The sequence below is a fragment of the Streptomyces avicenniae genome, assembly GCF_000719135.1.
Classification (GTDB): Bacteria; Actinomycetota; Actinomycetes; order Streptomycetales; family Streptomycetaceae; genus Streptomyces; species Streptomyces avicenniae.
Map to the genome: position 1 here is coordinate 218,551 of NZ_JOEK01000011.1, position 19,058 is coordinate 237,608.

Below are 19,058 nucleotides of genomic sequence, written 5' to 3' on the forward strand. Positions count from 1 at the left end.
CCCGAGAGGCCGCGCCGTGCGGCGGCCGTCGTGCGGAACCCGTCCGCCGAACGCCGCGTGACGACGCGGTTCCTCCCTTCTCCGTACCACTCGACGGCACGGTCCGTGTCGGTCGGACGTCCCGACTCCTCCTCCCGCCTCCCGTGCAGCACGCCTTCCGCCCTGACCGGGCCGAACGCCGAGCTAAAGGAGTTCTCGCCATGCCGGCTCTGCTCAACTACTCCGTCGTCACGGACCCGACCGCACTGGCGGCGTCCCAGCCCGGGGCGCCCTCGGTGGGGAGCCTGTACGTGATCGTCTCCAACCACCATCTGCGGACCGTGACATGGGAATCCATCGAGGTGGACCTGTCCGGGCTGACCGCGTCCCCGCAGGACGTCACCCTCGGCGTCAGGACCGATCCACCCACCCCCTCGGCGGCGCTGCTGAACTTCCGCTGGGACGGCGCCACGGGGTCCTTCCGGCTGGACGGCTCCTCGGGGGCCGTGATCAACCTCGCCCCCGGGCACTCCCTGACCCTGGAGTTGGAGAACATCGCCGTCTCAGGCGCCGGGGGGCTGGTGCCGCTGAAGATACGTGAGGTCGCCTGGGGTGGGGACGACCATCGCGGCTTCCCCTCGGCAGGGGAGTCCTACGGGCTCACGCTCGGGCTGGTGACGAGCACGCCGAAGGTCCCGCGGAACTTCCGTCCCGAGGGGCCGTCCCAGGTCGATGTGGACGCGGGCGCCAACGTCGTCCTCGCGTGGGAGGGGCCCGACAACCTTGACTACTGGATCCGTGGCGCGGACGGGGGCGACGTCCTCGTCCACACGGCCAATCCCGGGCCCCAGGTGACGCAGGGGTCCCACACCTGGTCGCCGCCCTCCGCCCCCAGGAGGGGCACGACCTACACGCTGGTGGCCGGGACCGGCGGCGGGACCGGGCAGTTGGAGCAGGGCTACTTCCTCACGACGACCGTGCACGCGCGCGTTCCCGAGTTCGAGAGCGGGACGCGTACGCCCTGGGTCGAGGGGACGACGGACAAGGGCCGGGTCGCCTTCACGGCGACGGGGGCGGAGGTCCGCGACGGGGCCGGGAAGTGGGGGACCGTCTCGGCGGACAAGGCGGACGTCAACGGGGTCCGCACGAAGTGGGTCTGGGGGCGGGACGACAGTGACGGGTGGATCGAGTTCCCGTCGTCCGGGATCAACGTGTACCACGGGACGGGGAAGGACTGGGGCACGGTCTCGGCGGACAAGGCCGATGTCAACGGGGTCCGCACGAAGTGGGTTTGGGGGCGCAACGACAGCGATGGCTGGATCAGCTTCCCCGAGTCGGGGGTCAACGTGTACCACGGCACCGGGAAGGACTGGGGCACCGTCTCGGCCGACACGGCGGACGTGAACGGCGTCCGTACGAAGTGGGTGCGGGGGCGGGACGACAGTGACGGGTGGATCGAGTTCCCGTCGTCGGGGATCAACGTCTACCACGGCACGGGCAAGGAGTGGGGCACCGTCTCGGCGGACAAGGCGGACGTGAACGGCGTGCGCACGAAGTGGGTCTGGGGGCGGAGCGACAGTTCGGGGTGGATCGACTTCCCCGACTCCGGGATCGACGTGTACCACGGGACCGGCAAGGACTGGGGCACCGTCTCCGCCGCCAAGGCGGATCTGAACGAGCTGGTCACCGGCGGCGCGCTGGTGAAGGAACGGCTCGTCGTGGAGGGCGGGATCACGGTCAACGACGTGCAAGGGCCGGTGTTCGACACCTACCCCAGCGGCTGGCTGGACATCAAGGGCGGCGCGGACTTCCTGGACTCGGACGGCCAGAACATCATGCGCGTCGGCAGCCGGGTGAACGGCAGGATCGCGCACGGCGCGAGCATCGACGGACCCCTGAACGTCGGCGGCGACGTCACGGCGAACATCACCTCCACGGGAGGAACCGGCAGGAAGCTGTAGGACCACCGGAGCGCATCCGCCCCCACCGCCTGCTGCCCGACCCCCACCGGTCGCCCAGCAGGCGGCTCCACGCTCCTGCACCCCGCTTGTGCGGGAGCCCAGTTCGCCTTCCCCGCCCATGTGGACGACGAAAACAGCCCCGCGTGCGCGGGGAGGAGCGCGCCTGGTCGCATGGCGGATACGAGATGCGGGGAGCAGCCCCGCGTGCGCGGAAAGGAGCGCGAGGCCGTCGCCCAGGGCGCCGAGCAGCCGGGAGCAGCCCCGCGTGCGCGGGGAGGAGGACCGGAAGATGATCGGCGGCTACGCGGCCGTGGGAACAGCCCCGCGGGTGCGGGGAGCAGAGTAATTGACCTGCGGGTTCAGGGGCGGGGGTGCTGAATTTTGCTTACCTCACCTTTGGTGCGCGCGTGAGGTGGCGGTCCGGCGGTGGTCACGGTGTGACCGTCACCGTCGCCTGGCGGTCGTAGAAGGCGAGGTGGTCCTTGATCACCGCCACCGACGGGATCGGCTCCGGGTACGCCCAGGCCACCGTCCGGTCGGGGGAGGCGCCGCGGAGCGTCCAGTAGGACGCCTCGCCCTTGAACGGGCACGTCGTGTGCAGGTCAGCCGGTGCGAGGAGGTCGAGGCGTACGTCGGCCGGGGGGATGTACCAGCGGTCGGGGAGCCCGGTCTCCTTGAGCAGCACGGGCCGCCGCGTCTCGGCGACGACCTGGCCGCCGATCTCCACGCGCACGTGCCGCTCGACGGTCGCGGCCTCGACGGTGTGTCCTGATCCCACGGCTCTCCCTCCGGGACCGGCCCCCGCCGGTCCGCGTCGCCGTCCATTGTCCCTCGCCCGCCGCCCACCCGTCCGGCGTCAGGGCACGCCGTTAGGGTGGGGGCGTGCGTGCGAACGGGGCCGGTGGCTGGGCGGCGGAGGCGATCCTGCGGCTCATGGCGGACGCCGGGCCGGCCACGCCGACCCCGCTGCGCCGCGTGCCGCTGCCCGCGCTGCCGGACGTGGATCTCTATCTGAAGGACGAGTCCGCGCTCCCCACCGGAAGCCTCAAGTACCGCCTCGCGCAAGCGATGTTGTGCCAGGCCATCGGCACCGGAGCCCTCGCGCGCGGCATGACCGTCGTCATGGGGACGGGCGGCGCCGTGGCCGTCGCGACGGCGCGGCTGGCGACGCTGGCCGGGCTGCCGTTCGTCGCCGTCGTCCCGGCGAAGACGCCGCGGGCCGTGCGGGCGGGCATCGAGCGGCAGGGCGGCGCGTGCCGTGACGCCGAGGGCCCCCCGGCCGGGCTGCACGAGGAGGCCCGCGCGTTCGCCGCCCGCGTCGGCGCCCACTTCCTCGACCACTACACCGACGCCGCCCCCGCCCTCGCCGCCTGGCCCGGCCCCACGGCGGCCGACGAGATCTTCGCCGCCCTGCGCACGCACCGCCACCCCGTGCCCGCCTGGCTGGTGGCCGGGGCGGGCACCGGCGCGACGTCGGCCGCCCTCGGCCGTCACATCCGCGGGGGCGGTCACCCGACGCGCCTCGCCGTCGCCGACCCCGAGAACTCCGCCTACTTCCCCGCCTGGGCCAGCGGTTGCCGCGACTACGCCACGGGGATGCCGTCGCGCGTCCCCGGCATCGGCCGCCCCCGCGTGGAGCCAGGGTTCGCGCCCGAGCTGATCGACCTGGTGATCCCCGTGCCCGACGCCGCCGGTGCGGCGGCCCTGCGCTGGCTGCACGGCACGGCGGGCGTCCCGGCTGGCCCCGCCACCGGCACGGTGCTGTGGGCCGCCTGCCATCTCGCCGCCCGCCTGCGCGAGGCGGGCACGGGCGGCAGCGTCGTCGCCGTCATGGGCGACGGTGCCGAGCCCTACCGCGCCACGCACCTCGACCCGGCCTGGGCCGACGCCCACGGCCTGGCCCCCGGGCGCTACGCGGCGGACCTGGAACGCTTCGCCGCCACCGGCGCGTGGCGCTTCGGCAGCGGTGCGCGGCGGGCGTCGGCCTAAAGGCGTTGGGCATCCCCCTGCCGCTCCGGCAGACTGCGGGCGTGGGACATATCGAGATCGCCGGAGTGCACTACTCCCTGCCGGACGGACGTCCGCTGCTGTCGGACGTGTCGCTGCGCGTCGGCGACGGCCATCGCACGGCCCTCGTCGGCCCGAACGGCGCGGGGAAGACGACGCTCCTGCGCATCGTCGCGGGCGATGTCGCCCCGCACGAGGGCGCCGTCACGCGTTCCGGCGCGCTGGGCGTGATGCCGCAGAACGTCGGCGACGACTGCCCGCTCGTCCGCGACCTGCTGCTGAGCCTGGCACCCCCCGCCGTACGGGCGGCGGCCCGCGCGCTGGACGCCGCCGAGCTGGCGATGATGGAGGCGGACGACGAGCCCACCCAACTCGCCTACGCCCAGGCCATCTCCGACTGGGGCGACGCCCAGGGCTACGAGGCCGAGGTCCTGTGGGACGTCTGCTGTCAGGCGGCGCTGGGCATCCCCTGGGAACGCGCGCGCTGGCGCGAGGTCGCGTCGCTGTCGGGCGGCGAACGCAAACGGCTCGCGCTTGAGGCCCTGTTGCGTGGCCCGCACGAGGTCCTGATGCTGGACGAGCCGGACAACGCCCTCGACGTCCCCGGCAAGCGCTGGCTTGAGGACCGCCTCACCGAGTCGCCCAAGGCCGTCCTGCTGGTGAGCCACGACCGCGAACTCCTCGCCCGCACGGCCACCCGCATCGCGACGCTGGAGCCGGGCGCCGCCGGGGCCGGGCTGTGGGTGCACGGCGGCGGCTTCGGCACGTACGCCGAGGGCCGCGCCGAGCGCATGAGCCGCCTGGAGGAGCTGCGGCGGCGCTGGGACGAGGAGCACGCGAAGCTGCGCCAACTCGTCCTCACCCTGGGTCAGAAGGCGAAGTTCAACGACGGCATGGCGTCCCGCTACCAGGCGGCGCAGACCCGGCTGCGGCGCTTCGAGGAGGCGGGCCCGCCGGAGGAGGTGCCCGTGACGCAGCGCCTCGGGATGCGGCTGCGCGGCGGCCGTACGGGCAAGCGCAGCATCGTCTGCACGGGCCTGGCGCTCCCCGGGCTCGTCCAACCCTTCGACCTGGAGGTGCACTTCGGCGACCGCGTGGTCGTGACGGGTCCCAACGGCTCGGGCAAGTCGCACCTGTTGCGGCTGCTGGCGCTCGGCGGCACCGACCCGGACCAGGAACACCAGCCGGTCGGCGACGAGTTGCCCGAGCCGGTCGCGGCGACCGGCGTCGCACGGCTGGGCGCGCGGGTGCGGCCCGGCTGGTTCAGGCAGTCGTCGGCCACGGCGAAGCGCTCGGAGAAGCTCACGCTGCTTGAGGTGCTGCACCGGGGCGAGGGGCCGCGCCAGGGCATGCCGCGCGAGGAGGCGTCCCGCGCGCTGGACCGTTACGGCCTCGCCAAGTCGGCCGAGCAGCGCATCGCGAACCTGTCGGGCGGCCAGCGGGCGCGTTTCCGCATCCTCCTGCTCGAACTGTCGGGCGCGACGCTCCTGTTGCTCGACGAGCCCACCGACAACCTCGACCTCGTCTCGGCCGAGGCGCTGGAGGACGCGCTGGGGCTGTTCGAGGGCACGATCGTGGCCGTCACGCACGACCGCTGGTTCGCCCGCTCGTTCAACCGCCACCTCTTCCTGCGCGACAACGGCTCCCTCGTCGAGACGGACGAGCCCGTGTGGGACGACCGCGCCATGTCGGGCGCCACGAAGGGAAGATGACCATGTACGCGATCCCCCTCGGCGGCGAGGGCGCCGAGCTGCGGCCCCTGGAGCCCTGGCGGGCGCCCGAGTTCCTGGCGCACATGGACCGCGCGCGGGACTTCGTCGGGCGGCGCAACGGCCTGCCGGACATCGTCACCGACCTGGAGTCCGCCCGCGCCTACCTGCGGACCTACGCCGAGAAGGCCGCCGCCGACGCCGGGCGCCTCGACGGGATCTGGCTCGACGGGACGCTGGTCGGCGGCGTCCTGCTGCGCACCATGGACACCGCGCAGGGCACGGCCGAGGCGGGCTGCTGGCTTGAGGAGGCGGCGGTGGGACGCGGCCTGGTGACGCGGGCCGCGCGCGTGCTGATCGACTGGGCCGTCGAGGAGCGGGGCGTGCACCGCGTGGAGTGGTGGGTGTCGGCGTCCAACGGGCCGAGCATCGCCGTCGCGCGGCGGCTGGGGATGACGCGGGACGGCGTGCTGCGCGAGAGCTACCTGCGCGGCGGTGAGCGGCACGACATGGAGATCTGGTCGGTGCTCGCCCGCGAGTGGCGCGCCGGGCGGGCGTAGGGATGGCGGACAGGGTGACACGTACCGCCGTCGTCCCGCTGGCCGAGGTGTACGGGCTGCGCTGGTCCGTGCTGCGGCCGGGGCGTCCACGGGAGAGCGCCGTGTTCGCCGAGGACGCGGCGCCCGGCACGTTCCACGTCGCCGCGTACGACGGGGAAGGGCCCGAGGTGCTGGCGTGCGTCAGCGTCTTCCCCGACCCGTTCGAGGGGGCGCGGGACGCGTACCGGTTCCGGGGGATGGCCTCGGCGCCCGCCGCGCGGGGCCTGGGCTTCGGCGCGGCCGTCCTGGAGGCCGCCGCCGCCGAGGCCGCCGCGCGCGGCGCCGACCTGCTGTGGTGCAACGGGCGCATGGACGCGGGCGGCTTCTACCTGCGGCAGGGCTTCGGGACGGTCGGGGACACGTTCGTCGTCGAGGGCTTCGGCGCGCATCGCGTCTTCACCCGCGCTACCTCACCGGCCGGTCACGCAGCGTGACCCGGCGGGGGCTTGACGGCCGTGCGGTACCCTGACCGCATGCGTGCCGCACGCCTTCTGCTTACGCGGCCGTGCTGACGGACGGCGAACGACGTCAGCACGGCGGACCCCTCCTGCGCGAGGGGTTTTTTCATGGCGTGGCAGAGACGACCGATGGAGCTTCGAAGACGATGAGCGAGACCCACAAGTACGACGCCGCCCTGGCCGGTGAGATCGAAGCGCGCTGGCAGGACTACTGGGAGGCGAACGGCACGTACGAGGCGCCCAACCCGTCGGGCGCCCTGGCCGGTGACCCGGAGATCGCGGCGCGGCCCACCCAGTTCATCATGGACATGTTCCCCTACCCCTCGGGCGCGGGGCTGCACGTCGGGCATCCGCTGGGGTACATCGCGACCGACGTCTACGCCCGCTACCGGCGCATGACCGGCCACAACGTCCTGCACACGCTGGGCTTCGACGCCTTCGGCCTGCCCGCCGAGCAGTACGCCGTCCAGACCGGCACGCACCCGCGCGTCTCCACCGAGGCGAACATCGCGACGTACCGCACGCAGCTGCGGCGCCTGGGCCTGGGCTACGACCGGCGGCGCTCGTTCGCGACGATCGAGCCCGAGTACTACCGCTGGACGCAGTGGATCTTCCTCCAGATCTTCACCTCCTGGTACGACGCCGACGCGGGCCGCGCGCGGCCGATCTCCGAGCTGGTCGAGCAGTTCGCCTCCGGCGAGCGGCCCACGCCCGACGGCCGCCCGTGGGACGAACTGACCGCCGCCGAGCGCGAGGACGTGCTGGGCGGCCACCGCTTGGCGTACGCGTCCGACGCGCCCGTCAACTGGTGCCCGGGTCTCGGCACGGTGCTGGCCAACGAGGAGGTCACCGCCGACGGACGCTCCGAGCGCGGCAACTTCCCGGTCTTCAAGTCCCGCCTGCGGCAGTGGAACATGCGGATCACCGCGTACGCCGACCGGCTGATCGACGACCTGGACACCGTCGAGTGGCCCGAGGCGATCAAGATCCAGCAGCGCAACTGGATCGGCCGCTCGCACGGCGCCAGGATCGACTTCCGCGTCGGGGACGCGGGCGACGCCGTCACCGTCTTCACCACCCGGCAGGACACCCTGTTCGGCGCGACCTACATGGTCCTGGCGCCGGAACACCCCTTGGTGGACAAGGTCGTTCCGGCCTCCTGGCCCGAGGGCACGCGCCACGCGTGGACCGGCGGGCACGCGACCCCGGCCGACGCCGTCGCCGCCTACCGCAAGCAGGCGGCCGGGAAGTCCGACGTCGAGCGGCAGGCCGACTCCCGTGAGAAGACCGGGGTGTTCACCGGCGCCTACGCCGTGAACCCGGCGGACGGCGCGCGCATCCCCGTCTTCGTCGCCGACTACGTGCTGCTGGGCTACGGCACCGGCGCCATCATGGCCGTCCCGGCGCACGACAGCCGCGACTTCGCGTTCGCCCGCGCCTTCGGCCTGCCGATGCGCTGCGTCGTGCGCCCCGACGACGGGCGCGGCGAGGACCCGGCCGACTGGGACGACGCGTACGTCTCCTCCGACGCCGTGCTCACCGGCTCGGCCGGGGAGGGCGTGACGCTGGACGGCCTGTCCGTCGCCGACGCCAAGGCCCGCATGACGGACTGGCTGGTCGCCGCGGGGCTGGGCGAGGGCACCGTCAACTACCGCCTGCGCGACTGGCTGTTCAGCCGCCAGCGGTACTGGGGCGAGCCGTTCCCGATCGTCTACGACGAGGACGGCGTCGCGCACGCGCTGCCCGAGTCGATGCTGCCGCTCGAACTGCCCGAGGTGGACGACTACTCGCCGCGCACCTTCGACCCGGACGACGCGGACACCCGGCCGGAGACCCCGCTGTCCCGCAACGAGGAGTGGACGCACGTCACCCTCGACCTGGGCGACGGGCCGAGGAAGTACCGCCGCGAGACCAACACCATGCCCAACTGGGCCGGTTCGTGCTGGTACCACCTGCGCTACCTGGACCCGCGCAACGACCGCACGCTGGTCGATCCCGAGATCGAGCGCTACTGGATGGGCCCGCGCGAGGGCGCCCCCACCGGCGGCGTGGACCTGTACGTCGGCGGCGCCGAACACGCCGTGCTGCACCTGCTGTACGCCCGCTTCTGGCAGAAGGTCCTCTTCGACCTGGGCCACGTCTCCTCGGCCGAGCCGTACCACAAGCTGTACAACCAGGGCATGATCCAGGCGTACGTCTACCGCGACGCGCGCGGCTTCCCGGTGCCCGCCACCGAGGTCGCCGAGGGCGAGGGCGGCACCTGGACGTGGCAGGACGAGCCGGTCAGCCGCGAACTGGGCAAGATCGGCAAGTCGCTGAAGAACGTCGTCTCCCCCGACGAGGTCTTCGCCTCCTACGGCGCCGACACCCTGCGCCTGTACGAGATGGCCATGGGCCCGCTGGACATGTCCCGGCCGTGGGAGACGCGCGCCGTCGTCGGCCAGTACCGGCTGCTGCAACGTCTGTGGCGCAACGTGCTGGACGAGGCGACGGGCGAGGTCACCGTCACGGACGCCGCGCCGGACGACGCGACGCTGCGCGCCACGCACAAGGCCGTCGAGGGCGTCCGCCAGGACCTGGCCGCCCTGCGGTTCAACACGGCGATCGCCAAGATCACCGAGCTGAACAACCACGTCACGAAGCTGGCGTCCGTGCCGCGCGTCACCGCCGAGACGCTGGTGCTGCTGGCCGCCCCGCTCGCCCCGCACCTCGCCGAGGAACTGTGGCGGCGGCTCGGCCACGAGGGCAGCGTCACCACGGTGGACTTCCCCTTGGCCGACCCGGCGTACCTGGTGGACGAGACGGTCGTCTGCGTCGTGCAGGTGCGCGGCAAGATCAAGGCGCGGCTCGACGTGGCGCCCGACATCTCCGACGAGGAGCTGGAGGCGCTGGCGCTGGACGCCCCCACGGTCGTGGAGGCGCTGGGCGGCGCCGGGGTCCGCAAGGTCGTCGTGCGCGCCCCGAAGCTGGTCAACATCGTTCCCGCCTGACCGGCGCGCCGGTTTCCGGCCGTGCGGCCCTACCCTTGGAGGGAAAGGCACGGCCGGATACGGCGGATGTGAGGTGGGCCGGACATGGAGATCGTCGCCATCGCCGGGGTGTTGGGGCTGACGTTCCTGGTGTTCGCGATGCTCGTCGTGCGGGGTACGCGCGCGGTGCGGCGTGGCGTGGACACGGCGCGGCGGGAGGTGCGGCGCACGGTCTCCGACGTCAAGCTGACCGCGCGCGCCGCGCAGCCCGGCATCGTGGGTGAACTCTCTCGCGTACGCAAGGAGTTGCGCGCCTCCTTGGACAGCACGCGGATCACGCTCCAGGGCGGCGCGACGGACGACCCGGCGCTCGGCGAGGCGTTGACGCTCTTCGGGCAGCTGGAGGCCCACGCCCGGCAGCTCGACGGCGAGCTGACGACGCTCGCCGAGACCGAGCCCGACCGCGCGCGGATCGCCGCCCGACTGCCCGAACTGCGCGACCGCGTCACGCGCGTACGCCACTCGGCCGACGCCCTGCGCTTCGCCGCACAGGACCGCGCGCGGCGCCACGACTCCCTGGACGCCGACGACCTGCACGAGCGCATCGGCATGGAGGCGGAGGCGCTGCGGCACTGGGCGCCCACCGGGGAGACCCCGCCGCCCGTCGAGCCCGGCGCGGCACGCCCCGAGCTGCCAGGACGGCTGCGCAAGCGCCGCCCGAGGTGACGGACGCCTCGGATGCCGGATCGCCCGGTCTGCGGCGCGCGGCGCCGGGTACCCTCCGGTTCATGCCCCGTCTCGTCGCCCTCGTCACGGATTCCACCGCCTACCTGCCGCCCGCGCAGGCCGAGCGGTACGGGATCACGGTCGTCCCGCTCGCCGTCGTCCTCGACGGGGAGGCGCTGGAGGACGGCACGGGGGAGACGGCCAGGCGCCTGACGGCCGCGCTGGAGCGGCGGCAGGCCGTCACGACGTCGCGTCCTGGGCCCGAGGTGTTCGCCGCGGCCTACCGCGAGGCGGCGGAGGCGGGCGCGGAGGAGATCGTCTCGGTGCACCTGTCGTCGGAGATCTCCGGCACGTACGACGCGGCGGTGATCGCCGCGCGGCGCGCCCCCGTGCCCGTGACGGTGGTGGACACCGGGCTGATCGCGATGGCGCTGGGCTTCTGCGTGCTGGCGGCGGCCGAGGTCGTCGCGGCGGGCGGCACGCCCGAGGAGGCGGCGGCCTCGGCGCGCAAGCGGGCGGCGTCGGCGGGCGCGTACTTCTACGTGGACACCCTGGAGCACCTGCGGCGCGGCGGCCGGATCGGCACGGCGCAGGCGCTGCTCGGCTCGGCGCTGGCCGTGAAGCCGCTGCTTGAGCTGAAGGACGGGCGTATCGAACTGCGCGAGAAGGTGCGCACGGCGTCCCGGGCCATCGCGCGGCTCGAAGAGCTGGCCGTCGCGCACGCCGGGACGGGGCCGGTCGATGTGGCGGTGCACCACCTGGCGGCGCAGGAGCGGGCCGACCAGCTCGCGGAGCGGCTGGCAGGACGGCTGCCGCAGGTGGCGCAGGTGCACGTCAGCGAGGTCGGGGCGGTGCTGGGCGCGCACACGGGCCCTGGGCTGCTGGGGGCGGTCGTCTCACCGCGGTGAGGCCGCCTCCGGGTGCGTGAACGTTTCCTCGTGGCCGGTGATCGGCCCGATGTCCTTGGCGTAGCAGTGGACCGTCGGCTGGCGCACGTACTTGCCGTACGGCTCGGTGCGGGTGAAGCCCGCGGCGGTGTAGAGGGCGATGGCCTGGGCGTTCTCCTCGCCGGTGGACAGGCGCAGCCGGGTGTGGCCGAGGCCGAGGGCGACGCGTTCCAGCTCCGTGAGCAGCGCGCGGGCGACGCCCCGGCGGCGTGCCTCGGCGGCGACGTACATCCGCTTGATCTCGCCGGTGCCCGCCGTGTCGGTGGGCTGGACGGCGCCGCAGGCGACGGCGTGGCCGTCGAGGAGGGCGACGAGGCAGGTGGCCCGCGGGTGGAGGTGCGAGCGGCCCTCGGCGCCGTAGCGGCGGACGAGTTCGGCGTACGCGCCGGTCAGCAGGGCGGTCAGCTCGGGGTCGTCCGGCGGGCGTGTCTCGAAGAGCATGCGGCCGAGCATAGGACGGCGGGCATGGCGCGAGGGCCGTGGGGCGGGGGGGATCACCCTCCGCCCCACGGCCCGTGGGGGGTGCCGTGGGTCAGTCGTCGTCGCGGTCGTCCTGGTCGTCCTGGTCGTCGCGGTCGTCGTCCCCGTCGTCGTCACGGCCGTCGTCGTCGCGGTCGTCCGCGTCGTCGCCGTTGTCGTCGCGGTCGTCACGCCCGTCGTCGTCGCCGTCGTCGTCCACGCGGGCCGTCACGTCGCCGGTCGCGGCGTCCACGCGTACCTCGTGCTCCCTGCCGTCGTCGCCGCGCAGCTCCAGCTCCCACGCGCCGTCGTCGAACGACGCCTCGCGCAGCGTCGCCGAGGTCTCGTCCTCGGCGAGGCCGATCGCCGTGGCCGCGTCGGTCGTGCCGTCCTCGGCGAGCGCGCGGGCCTCGGCGAGGTCGTCGTCGTCCCCGTCGTCGTCGCGGCCGTCGTCGTCCGTGCCGGTCCTGCTGTCGGTGACCTCGGTGCCGTCCTCGGTGACGCGGACGCGGTACCACGTGCCGTCCGTGCCGTAGATGTCGATCTCCCAGCCGCGCGCCCGGTCGCGGTTCCGCTCCAGCTCGACGTCGGTGACGACGCCCGCGTGCTCGGCGAGCGCGGTGGCGACGGCCTGCCGTGCGGCCGAGCCGTCACCGGCCGGGGCGGCGTCGGCCTGCCCGCCGTCGTCCTGCTGCGCGTCGCCCTGGGGGGCGTCGTCCGCCGCGTCGTCACGGCCCCGGTCGTCCGCGCCGTCGTCGCCACCGATGTTCAGCGCGGACCGCGACCCGTTCGACGCAGCGTTGCGCACCTCGGCGGTGTCGTCCCCGGTGGCCATCGCGGCCCCCGCGAGACTTCCGCCCGCGATCACGGCGCCCGCGGCGGCGACGGCGATGATGGTGTTGCGCTTCATGTGGGTCCTCCCCGATTCGTCCGGCTTCCCTGCCGATGGGAAGTACTGTGGCCGACCGACGCTGAAGCGGACCTGAAACCACCTGAAGATCTCTTCAGGTGTCATTTGCCAAGCTGTGCCCATGCGCGTGCTGATTGTGGAGGACGAACGCCGCCTGGCCCTGTCCCTGGCCCGGGGGCTCACGGCCGAGGGCTTCGCCGTCGATGTCGTGCACACCGGGACCGACGGCCTGCACCAGGCCCGTGAGAACAGCTACGACCTGATCATCCTCGACATCATGCTCCCCGGCATGAACGGTTACCGTGTCTGTGCGGCCCTGCGCGCCGCCGGGGACGAGACGCCGATCCTCATGCTCACCGCGAAGGACGGCGAGTACGACGAGGCCGAGGGGCTCGACACCGGGGCGGACGACTACCTGACGAAGCCGTTCTCCTACGTCGTCCTCGTCGCACGCGTCCGGGCCCTGCTGCGCAGGCGCGGCGGCAGGGGCGCGTCGCCCGAGCTGCGCGTCGGCGGGCTCACCGTGGACCGCGCGACCCGGCGCGTGACCCGGGAGGGGGTCGAAGTGACGTTGACCGCGAAGGAGTTCACCGTGCTGGAGTATCTGGCGAGCCGGGCGGGCGAGGTCGTCTCCAAGGCGGAGATCCTGGAGCACGGCTGGGACTTCGCCTACGACGGCGACCCCAACATCGTCGAGGTCTACGTCAGCGTCCTGCGCCGCAAGCTCGGCCCCGGCCTGATCACGACGGTGCGCGGCGCCGGGTACCGGCTGGCGGCGCCCCGTGGGTAGCGTCCGGGCGCGCACCGCCCTGGGCGCGACCGCCGTCGTGGCGCTCGCGCTGTTCGCGGCGGGCCTGCTCATGCTCAGCACCCTCCAGGACAACCTCGGCCACCAGGTCAGCCTTCAGGCCGAGGTCACCGCGCGCGACGTCGCGGGGCGGCTCGTCACCGACACCGAGATCGGCGATCTCGACCTGGGCATCGACGCGCCGGTGCAGGTCGTGGACCGTGACAGCGGCACGCTGCTGGCCGCCACCGACGGTCTCGAGTCGATCCGCGGGACCGGCACGGAGCAGGTCGTCGCGCGGCCCGCCGACCCGCCGCCCGCGCAGGACCGCCCGGCCGCCGACCCGTCGTCCCCTTCCACCCCCGGGGACGACGACGATGACGACGACGGCGGGGACGACGACGGCGACGACGACAACGCGGACGATAGCGGTGACGACAGCGGTGACGCCGCCACCGCGGACGGCGGCACGGGCCTGGCGCCAGGCGAGGTCGCCGACGACATCCAGCCGGGCAGCGGCAGCGCCGTCATCGACGGCGAGTCCCGCGACTACCGGTTCGTCGGCCTCGACCTCACGACCCCGCGCGGCGTGGACGTCGTCGTCTGGGCGGGCGCCCCGCTCAGCCTCGAAGAGGTCGCGGTGAGCAGCGTCCGCAACTCGATGATCACGGGCTTCCCCTTCGTGCTGGTCGTCGTCGCCGCCGTCACCTGGCTCATGACCCGCCGCGCGTTCCGCCCGGTCGAGGGCATCCGCCGCGAGATGAACGCCATCACGCACTCGGGCGACCTCAGCCGCCGCGTGCCCCAGCCGTCCGCGCGGGACGAGATCGGCCGCCTCGCCGAGACGACCAACGAGACGCTGGCCGCGCTCGAAGCCTCGGTCGAGCGGCAGCGCCGCTTCGTCGCCGACGCCTCGCACGAGCTGCGCAGCCCGATCGCGTCGCTGCGCACGCAGCTCGAAGTGGGGCAGGCCCATCCGGAGCTGCTGGACGTGCCGGGCGCCGTGCAGGACACCGTACGGCTCCAGGCGCTCGCCGCCGACCTGCTGCTCCTGGCCCGCCTCGACGCGGGGGAGCGTCCGGCCGGGAAGCCCGTGCCGGTCGGGGCGCTCGTCGCCGACGAGGTGGCGCAGCGCCTCGGCGACCGGCACCCGATCCGGGTGCTCGACCCGGTGGGCGGCGGCGAGGACGAGACGGGGCCCGTCGTGTCGGGGTCGCGCACGCAGCTCGCGCGGGTGCTCGGCAACCTGCTGGACAACGCGCAGCGGCACGCGGCGAGCGCCGTCCGCGTCGCCGTGCTGCGGCGTGACGGGTACGCCGTCGTCGAGGTGGCGGACGACGGGGCGGGCGTCCCTGAGGAGGACAGGGAACGGATCTTCCAGCGCTTCGTGCGCCTGGACGACGCGCGCAGCCGTGACGAGGGCGGCGCCGGTCTCGGCCTGGCCATCGCCCGCGACGTCGCCGAGCGGCACGGCGGCGGCCTCGACGTGACCACGGCGCCGGAAGGCGGCGCGCTGTTCACCCTGCGCGTGCCGCTGGCGTCGCCGCGCCAGGAGACCCAGGGCCTCGCCGGCCCGGCGGCCTGACCACGCCGCCGCGGCGCGGGCGCCGTCAGCACCCGGGACGGATCGGCGGGGACGAGACCAGCGCGACGGCGGCGCTGCGCAGCCGGACCACCCATGCCGGTCCGTCGAGCCCCGTCGTGTACTCGACACAGCACACGCACGGCGGGATCAGCGCGACGAACGCGTGCTCCGCCTCGGTCTCGGTCTCCGTCTGCCACCATTCGTCCGTCGCCAGGTCGGCGGGAGCACACGTGTCGGCGACGAGTCTCGCGGCCATCCGGCGGAGGGCGTGGCGCCGCGCCAGGCCATGATCGGGCAGCTCGATCCCGGCCTCGGTGAGTGCCTGCTCGAAGGCGTCGCGGATGTCATGGACGTCCGCGTTGCGGGGCAGACCGGCGAGTTCACGCAGCGTCGGGGTGTCCGCCCCGGCCGCGAGTGCCTCGGCGGCGATCATCGGGAGGTCCTCGGGGAGGATCTCGTCCGCCCGGTAGCGGCACGCCGCCTCCCCCAGCAGGATCGGGCCATCGGGTGGGAGGGCTTCCGGCTCCGGTGCCGTTCCTTCGAGACGCATGAGGCCAGGGTCTCAAGCCCCGTTCGAGGCGGGCGACCAAAAAGCGGTTCCCACGGCGCGGTCGGGCTCCCCGAAGGCGCCGACCGCGGTTGGCGCCAAGGCATGGACCGCGCCGACGGGCATCCCCTAGCCTGGGCCCTTCGCCTACGTGAGGACCCCGCGCGCATGACGCCGCCCGCTCGCCAGATCTGACATTTCCCGCGCATCGGTCGCCGACGTCGCCGTCGGCTCTGTTTCCCATGCCCTCGTCAGGTCTTCAGAGAGCTCATGTCCTCACATCCTCATACCGTGCTGCCCTGGGCGGTGCGGCGCACCGGCCTGCCCCTGCTCCACCTCCGGTGCGTGGCCTGTTCCTCCGGCCACGCCACCGTCGGCAGCGGCAAGTTCCGCGTCAACGCCAACGGCAAGCGTCTCGACGTCTGGCTCCTGGTCAACTGCGTCGGCTGCGACCGGACGGGCAAGATCACCGTCCACGACCGTGTCACGGTCCGCTCGCTCCCCGCCGGTCTCCTGGCCGGATACTCCGGCAACTCACCGTCCCTCGTCGTGGACACCCTTCTCGACCCGTTGATCGCCCGGCGCAGCCGGTTCGCGCTCGACTGGGACGGTTGCTGGGAACTCCATGCGCCCCCCGTCCCCGAGAACCCGTGGCCCCTCCAGGTCACGGTCGCCTTCCAGGATCCTGTACCGCTCCGCCCCGAGCGGCTCATCGCATGGGGCCTGGGCCTCAGCCGTAAGGAGATCGCCGCCCGGGTCAAGATCGACATCCCGCTGAACCGCAGGACGCGACAGGACTTCACCTTCGTCCTGCTGGGCTCGGCCCGGTAGTTCCGCCCACCGGTACGACGCCCGCCTCCGGGGCGGGACGCGGCACGGCCGTGTCCCGCCCCGGTCGGGTCGGGCGGCCCGACACCGTCACGGCGGCGATTCGCGACGTGCTTCCCGGGGCACGTGGGGGCGTACCGTCGGTGGCGGACGGGTGAGGTGACCGTGCGGCGCGCGGCGAGCGGAAGGTGTGGGGTGTTGGACGACTTCCGGGCGGCCGGGCGGCGTGAGGACATCCTGCGGGCGGCCGTCAGGCGGCGGCTGCTCGACCCGGAGGACGCGCTGCTCGCCTGCTTCCTCGACCTCGACGCCGTCGCGGCGACGGTCGGCGCGCTGCACGACGCGTTCGCCTCCGTCGCCGCCCCCGTCCTGCACACCTTCGCCGCCAAGGCGAACAGCCTGGTGCCCGTCCTCGCCGAGCTGCGGCGCCTCGGCATGGGCTGCGAGGCCGCCAGCCCGGGCGAGCTGGCCCAGGCACTCGCCGCCGGGTTCGCGCCGGAGCGGATCGTCCTGGACTCCCCGGCGAAGACCCGCGCCGAACTGGCCCACGCGCTGGACCTCGGGATCGCCGTCAACGCCGACAACTTCCAGGAACTGGACCGCATCGACGCCCTCCTCGCCGCCCGCGCCACCCCCAGCGCCTCACGGATCGGCGTCCGCGTGAACCCGCAGGTCGGCGGCGGCTCCATCGCCGCCATGAGCACGGCGACCGCCACGTCCAAGTTCGGCGTCGCCCTGCGCGACGAGGGCAACGAGGCGCGGCTCCTGCGCGCGTACCTCGATCGGCCCTGGCTCACCTGGCTGCACACGCACGTCGGCTCGCAGGGCGTCCCGCTGGAGCGGATCGCGCAGGGCGTCGCCGCCGCCGTCGCGTTCGCCGACCGGGTCAACGCCGAGGCGGGGCACCGTCGGATCACCGGTATCGACATCGGCGGCGGACTGCCCGTGAACTTCGCCGACGACGCGGTGACCCCGACTTTCGACGACTATGCCGCCGCCCTGCGGGCCCACGCGCCGCGCCTGTTCGACGGCGGGTACGCGCTCGTCACGGAGTTCGGCCGCTCCGTGGTCGCGAAGAGCGGCTTCGTCGCCGCCCACGTCGAGTACACGAAGAGCGCGGGCGGACGTCCCATCGCCGTCTGCCACGCGGGCGCGCAGGTCGCCACCCGTACGGTCTTCGTCCCCGGCACGTGGCCCCTGCGTGTCACCGCGCACGACCCGCGCGGCGTGGCGAAGGGCGGGGAGAAGGTCGTCCAGGACGTCGCGGGCCCCTGTTGTTTCGCGGGCGATCTGGTCGCCGAGGGGCGCCCGTTGCCACGCCTCGACCCCGGCGACATCGTCGCGCTCCTCGACACGGGCGCGTACGCCTTCTCCACGCCCTTCCACTACAACAGCCTGCCGGAACCGGCCGTCCACGGCGTGCGCGGGGACGCGGCGGGCGGCCTGCGGTTCGAGACGCTGCGGCCCGCCACGACCGTCGAGGAGATCCTCGCCCGCGCCGGACACCGGCCGGGCATGGCCGACGGGGTGTAGGGGAGCGGGGTACGACGCCGGTCCGGTCGCGGGGGAGGCGCCGGACCGGCGTCGCCGGGGGAGGGGCGAGAGCCCCTGGGGACGGGGACGGTGGGTGTCAGCAGCGCTTGGTGGAGCCGCCGCCCCCGATGTTCCCGTCGTACATCCAGCCGTAGATCTGGGTGCCGTCGAGGCGCACGAACGTCCAGGAGTTGCCGGACGAGTTGTACACGAAGCAGTGGAACTGGAACCGGGTGCCCGAGTAGACGCGGACCACGGTCGGGCAGTCGCTGCTGGGCCCGGCGCGCAGCGGCGCGGACCCGAGGGAGGCGATGATCTCCGAGGAGTACGCGTCCTTGTTGCTGTGCTTCGGCTGGGGGCAGGCCGCGGCGGCGGACTCCCCGGCGGTCGCGGCCGTGGCGTGGGGTGCCGTGACGAGGGCGGTGGCGGCGAGTGCCAGCGGCAGGAGGGCGGCGGCGAGCTTGGCGCGGCGGGACGTCATGGGGCTCCTCGGGAAGGCGCGGCCACGGCGGCTCTCGTGGCTGCCGCCACCCTAGGACGGTCCGACCCGGCCAACGCGCCCCAAGGCGTTGCCCGTTGTTGCCGATGAACGGAAACCGGCGGGCCGCACGCTTGACCTCAAGAGTGCTTGAGGTCGGAGGGTGGGGGCATGAGCACCGACCACACCGACCACACCGAGGACCTCGCCGCCGTCACCGCCGTCGTCGAGACCGTCGAACTCACCCAGCGCGCCAAGGACCCCGAGGGGTTCCTCGCCCTCTTCCACCCGGACGCCCTGTGGACCACCGCCCACGGCAAGGTCCTCATCGGCCTCGACGCCATCGCCGCGTTCACCCGCGCCGTCCTCCCCGCCTCGGACTGGGACGGGGAGGTGACGTACGAGGTGGCGCACACGCAGTTCCTGCGGCCCGACGTGGTGGCCGTCAAGGTCCGGCAGGTCTACCGGGGCGCGGACGGCGACAGCGAGGGCACCCCGCTGTACGTCATGACGCGCGCGGACGACGGGCGTTGGCTGCTCACCGTCTGCCAGAACACCGAGGTCCACGCCGCCTGA

18 protein-coding genes are annotated in these 19,058 nt (G+C 73.8%); 13 read left to right on the forward strand and 5 right to left on the reverse strand.

The annotated features are described in order from the left end of the window. Positions 1-200: 200 nt before the first annotated feature. Positions 201-1,940 carry a hypothetical protein gene (locus IF27_RS20080; RefSeq protein ID WP_052851052.1) on the forward strand — a complete coding sequence of 580 codons (1,740 nt, stop codon included), beginning with the start codon at positions 201-203 and terminating at the stop codon, positions 1,938-1,940. Between the two features lie 430 nt (positions 1,941-2,370). Here IF27_RS20080 and IF27_RS20085 read toward each other — a convergent pair whose 3' ends face one another. Beyond that, positions 2,371-2,718: a DUF427 domain-containing protein gene (locus tag IF27_RS20085; RefSeq protein ID WP_052851053.1), complete on the reverse strand. Its 348-nt coding sequence runs from the start codon at positions 2,716-2,718 to the stop codon at positions 2,371-2,373. A 104-nt stretch (positions 2,719-2,822) separates the two neighbouring features. On the opposite strand from IF27_RS20085, the gene IF27_RS20090 reads away from it, so the two are divergent. The 7 genes from IF27_RS20090 to IF27_RS20120 all read left to right on the forward strand — a co-directional run bounded on the left by IF27_RS20090 (position 2,823) and on the right by IF27_RS20120 (position 11,316). Then, positions 2,823-3,929: a pyridoxal-phosphate dependent enzyme gene (locus IF27_RS20090; protein WP_223291120.1), complete on the forward strand. Its 1,107-nt coding sequence runs from the start codon at positions 2,823-2,825 to the stop codon at positions 3,927-3,929. Between the two features lie 41 nt (positions 3,930-3,970). Then, a complete protein-coding gene (locus tag IF27_RS20095) occupies positions 3,971-5,659 on the forward strand; it encodes an ABC-F family ATP-binding cassette domain-containing protein (RefSeq protein WP_052851054.1) in 1,689 nt (562 codons plus the stop codon). A 2-nt stretch (positions 5,660-5,661) separates the two neighbouring features. Continuing rightward, complete coding sequence (locus IF27_RS20100) at positions 5,662-6,216, forward strand: GNAT family N-acetyltransferase (protein ID WP_052851055.1); 555 nt, start codon at positions 5,662-5,664, stop codon at positions 6,214-6,216. A 14-nt stretch (positions 6,217-6,230) separates the two neighbouring features. Next, the gene (locus tag IF27_RS20105; protein WP_223291121.1) at positions 6,231-6,689 is read left to right on the forward strand and encodes a GNAT family N-acetyltransferase; all 459 of its coding nucleotides are present in this window, start codon (positions 6,231-6,233) and stop codon (positions 6,687-6,689) included. 170 nt (positions 6,690-6,859) lie between these two features. After that, positions 6,860-9,703 (forward strand): leucine--tRNA ligase, encoded by a 2,844-nt coding sequence (gene leuS / locus IF27_RS20110; protein ID WP_052851056.1) that lies wholly within the window; start codon positions 6,860-6,862, stop codon positions 9,701-9,703. A gap of 84 nt (positions 9,704-9,787) precedes the next feature. Continuing rightward, positions 9,788-10,408, forward strand: a complete 621-nt coding sequence (locus IF27_RS20115) for a hypothetical protein (protein ID WP_190233043.1) — start codon at positions 9,788-9,790, stop codon at positions 10,406-10,408. A gap of 62 nt (positions 10,409-10,470) precedes the next feature. Further along, entirely contained in the window at positions 10,471-11,316 is an 846-nt protein-coding gene (locus tag IF27_RS20120; RefSeq protein WP_052851116.1) for a DegV family protein, read from the forward strand. Here IF27_RS20120 and IF27_RS20125 read toward each other — a convergent pair. Together IF27_RS20125 and IF27_RS20130 are read right to left on the reverse strand one after the other, a co-directional pair. Further along, positions 11,305-11,796, reverse strand: coding sequence for a GNAT family N-acetyltransferase (locus IF27_RS20125; protein WP_190233044.1), 492 nt, complete (start codon positions 11,794-11,796; stop codon positions 11,305-11,307). The genes IF27_RS20120 and IF27_RS20125 overlap by 12 nt on opposite strands. Before the next feature lie 91 nt (positions 11,797-11,887). Further along, on the reverse strand, positions 11,888-12,724 hold the full coding sequence (locus IF27_RS20130) for a PepSY domain-containing protein (protein ID WP_052851058.1): 837 nt from the start codon (positions 12,722-12,724) through the stop codon (positions 11,888-11,890). 121 nt (positions 12,725-12,845) lie between these two features. Here IF27_RS20130 and IF27_RS20135 point away from each other — a divergent pair, with 121 nt between their 5' ends. Beyond that, positions 12,846-13,514 (forward strand): response regulator transcription factor, encoded by a 669-nt coding sequence (locus IF27_RS20135; protein ID WP_052851059.1) that lies wholly within the window; start codon positions 12,846-12,848, stop codon positions 13,512-13,514. After that, positions 13,507-15,096, forward strand: coding sequence for a sensor histidine kinase (locus tag IF27_RS20140; protein ID WP_052851060.1), 1,590 nt, complete (start codon positions 13,507-13,509; stop codon positions 15,094-15,096). Before IF27_RS20135 ends, IF27_RS20140 begins: the two co-directional genes overlap by 8 nt. Positions 15,097-15,121: 25 nt before the next feature. Here IF27_RS20140 and IF27_RS31200 read toward each other — a convergent pair whose 3' ends face one another. Beyond that, positions 15,122-15,646 (reverse strand): hypothetical protein, encoded by a 525-nt coding sequence (locus IF27_RS31200; protein ID WP_052851061.1) that lies wholly within the window; start codon positions 15,644-15,646, stop codon positions 15,122-15,124. A gap of 288 nt (positions 15,647-15,934) precedes the next feature. On the opposite strand from IF27_RS31200, the gene IF27_RS20150 reads away from it, so the two are divergent. Continuing rightward, a complete protein-coding gene (locus IF27_RS20150) occupies positions 15,935-16,474 on the forward strand; it encodes a DUF1062 domain-containing protein (protein ID WP_223291122.1) in 540 nt (179 codons plus the stop codon). Between the two features lie 192 nt (positions 16,475-16,666). Beyond that, positions 16,667-18,004, forward strand: coding sequence for a type III PLP-dependent enzyme domain-containing protein (locus tag IF27_RS20155; RefSeq protein ID WP_223291123.1), 1,338 nt, complete (start codon positions 16,667-16,669; stop codon positions 18,002-18,004). Between the two features lie 97 nt (positions 18,005-18,101). Here the strand turns inward: IF27_RS20155 and IF27_RS20160 are convergent, their stop codons facing one another. Further along, the gene (locus IF27_RS20160) at positions 18,102-18,485 is read right to left on the reverse strand and encodes an SH3 domain-containing protein (RefSeq protein ID WP_052851063.1); all 384 of its coding nucleotides are present in this window, start codon (positions 18,483-18,485) and stop codon (positions 18,102-18,104) included. A 168-nt stretch (positions 18,486-18,653) separates the two neighbouring features. On the opposite strand from IF27_RS20160, the gene IF27_RS20165 reads away from it, so the two are divergent. Then, on the forward strand, positions 18,654-19,058 hold the full coding sequence (locus IF27_RS20165) for an SgcJ/EcaC family oxidoreductase (RefSeq protein WP_052851064.1): 405 nt from the start codon (positions 18,654-18,656) through the stop codon (positions 19,056-19,058).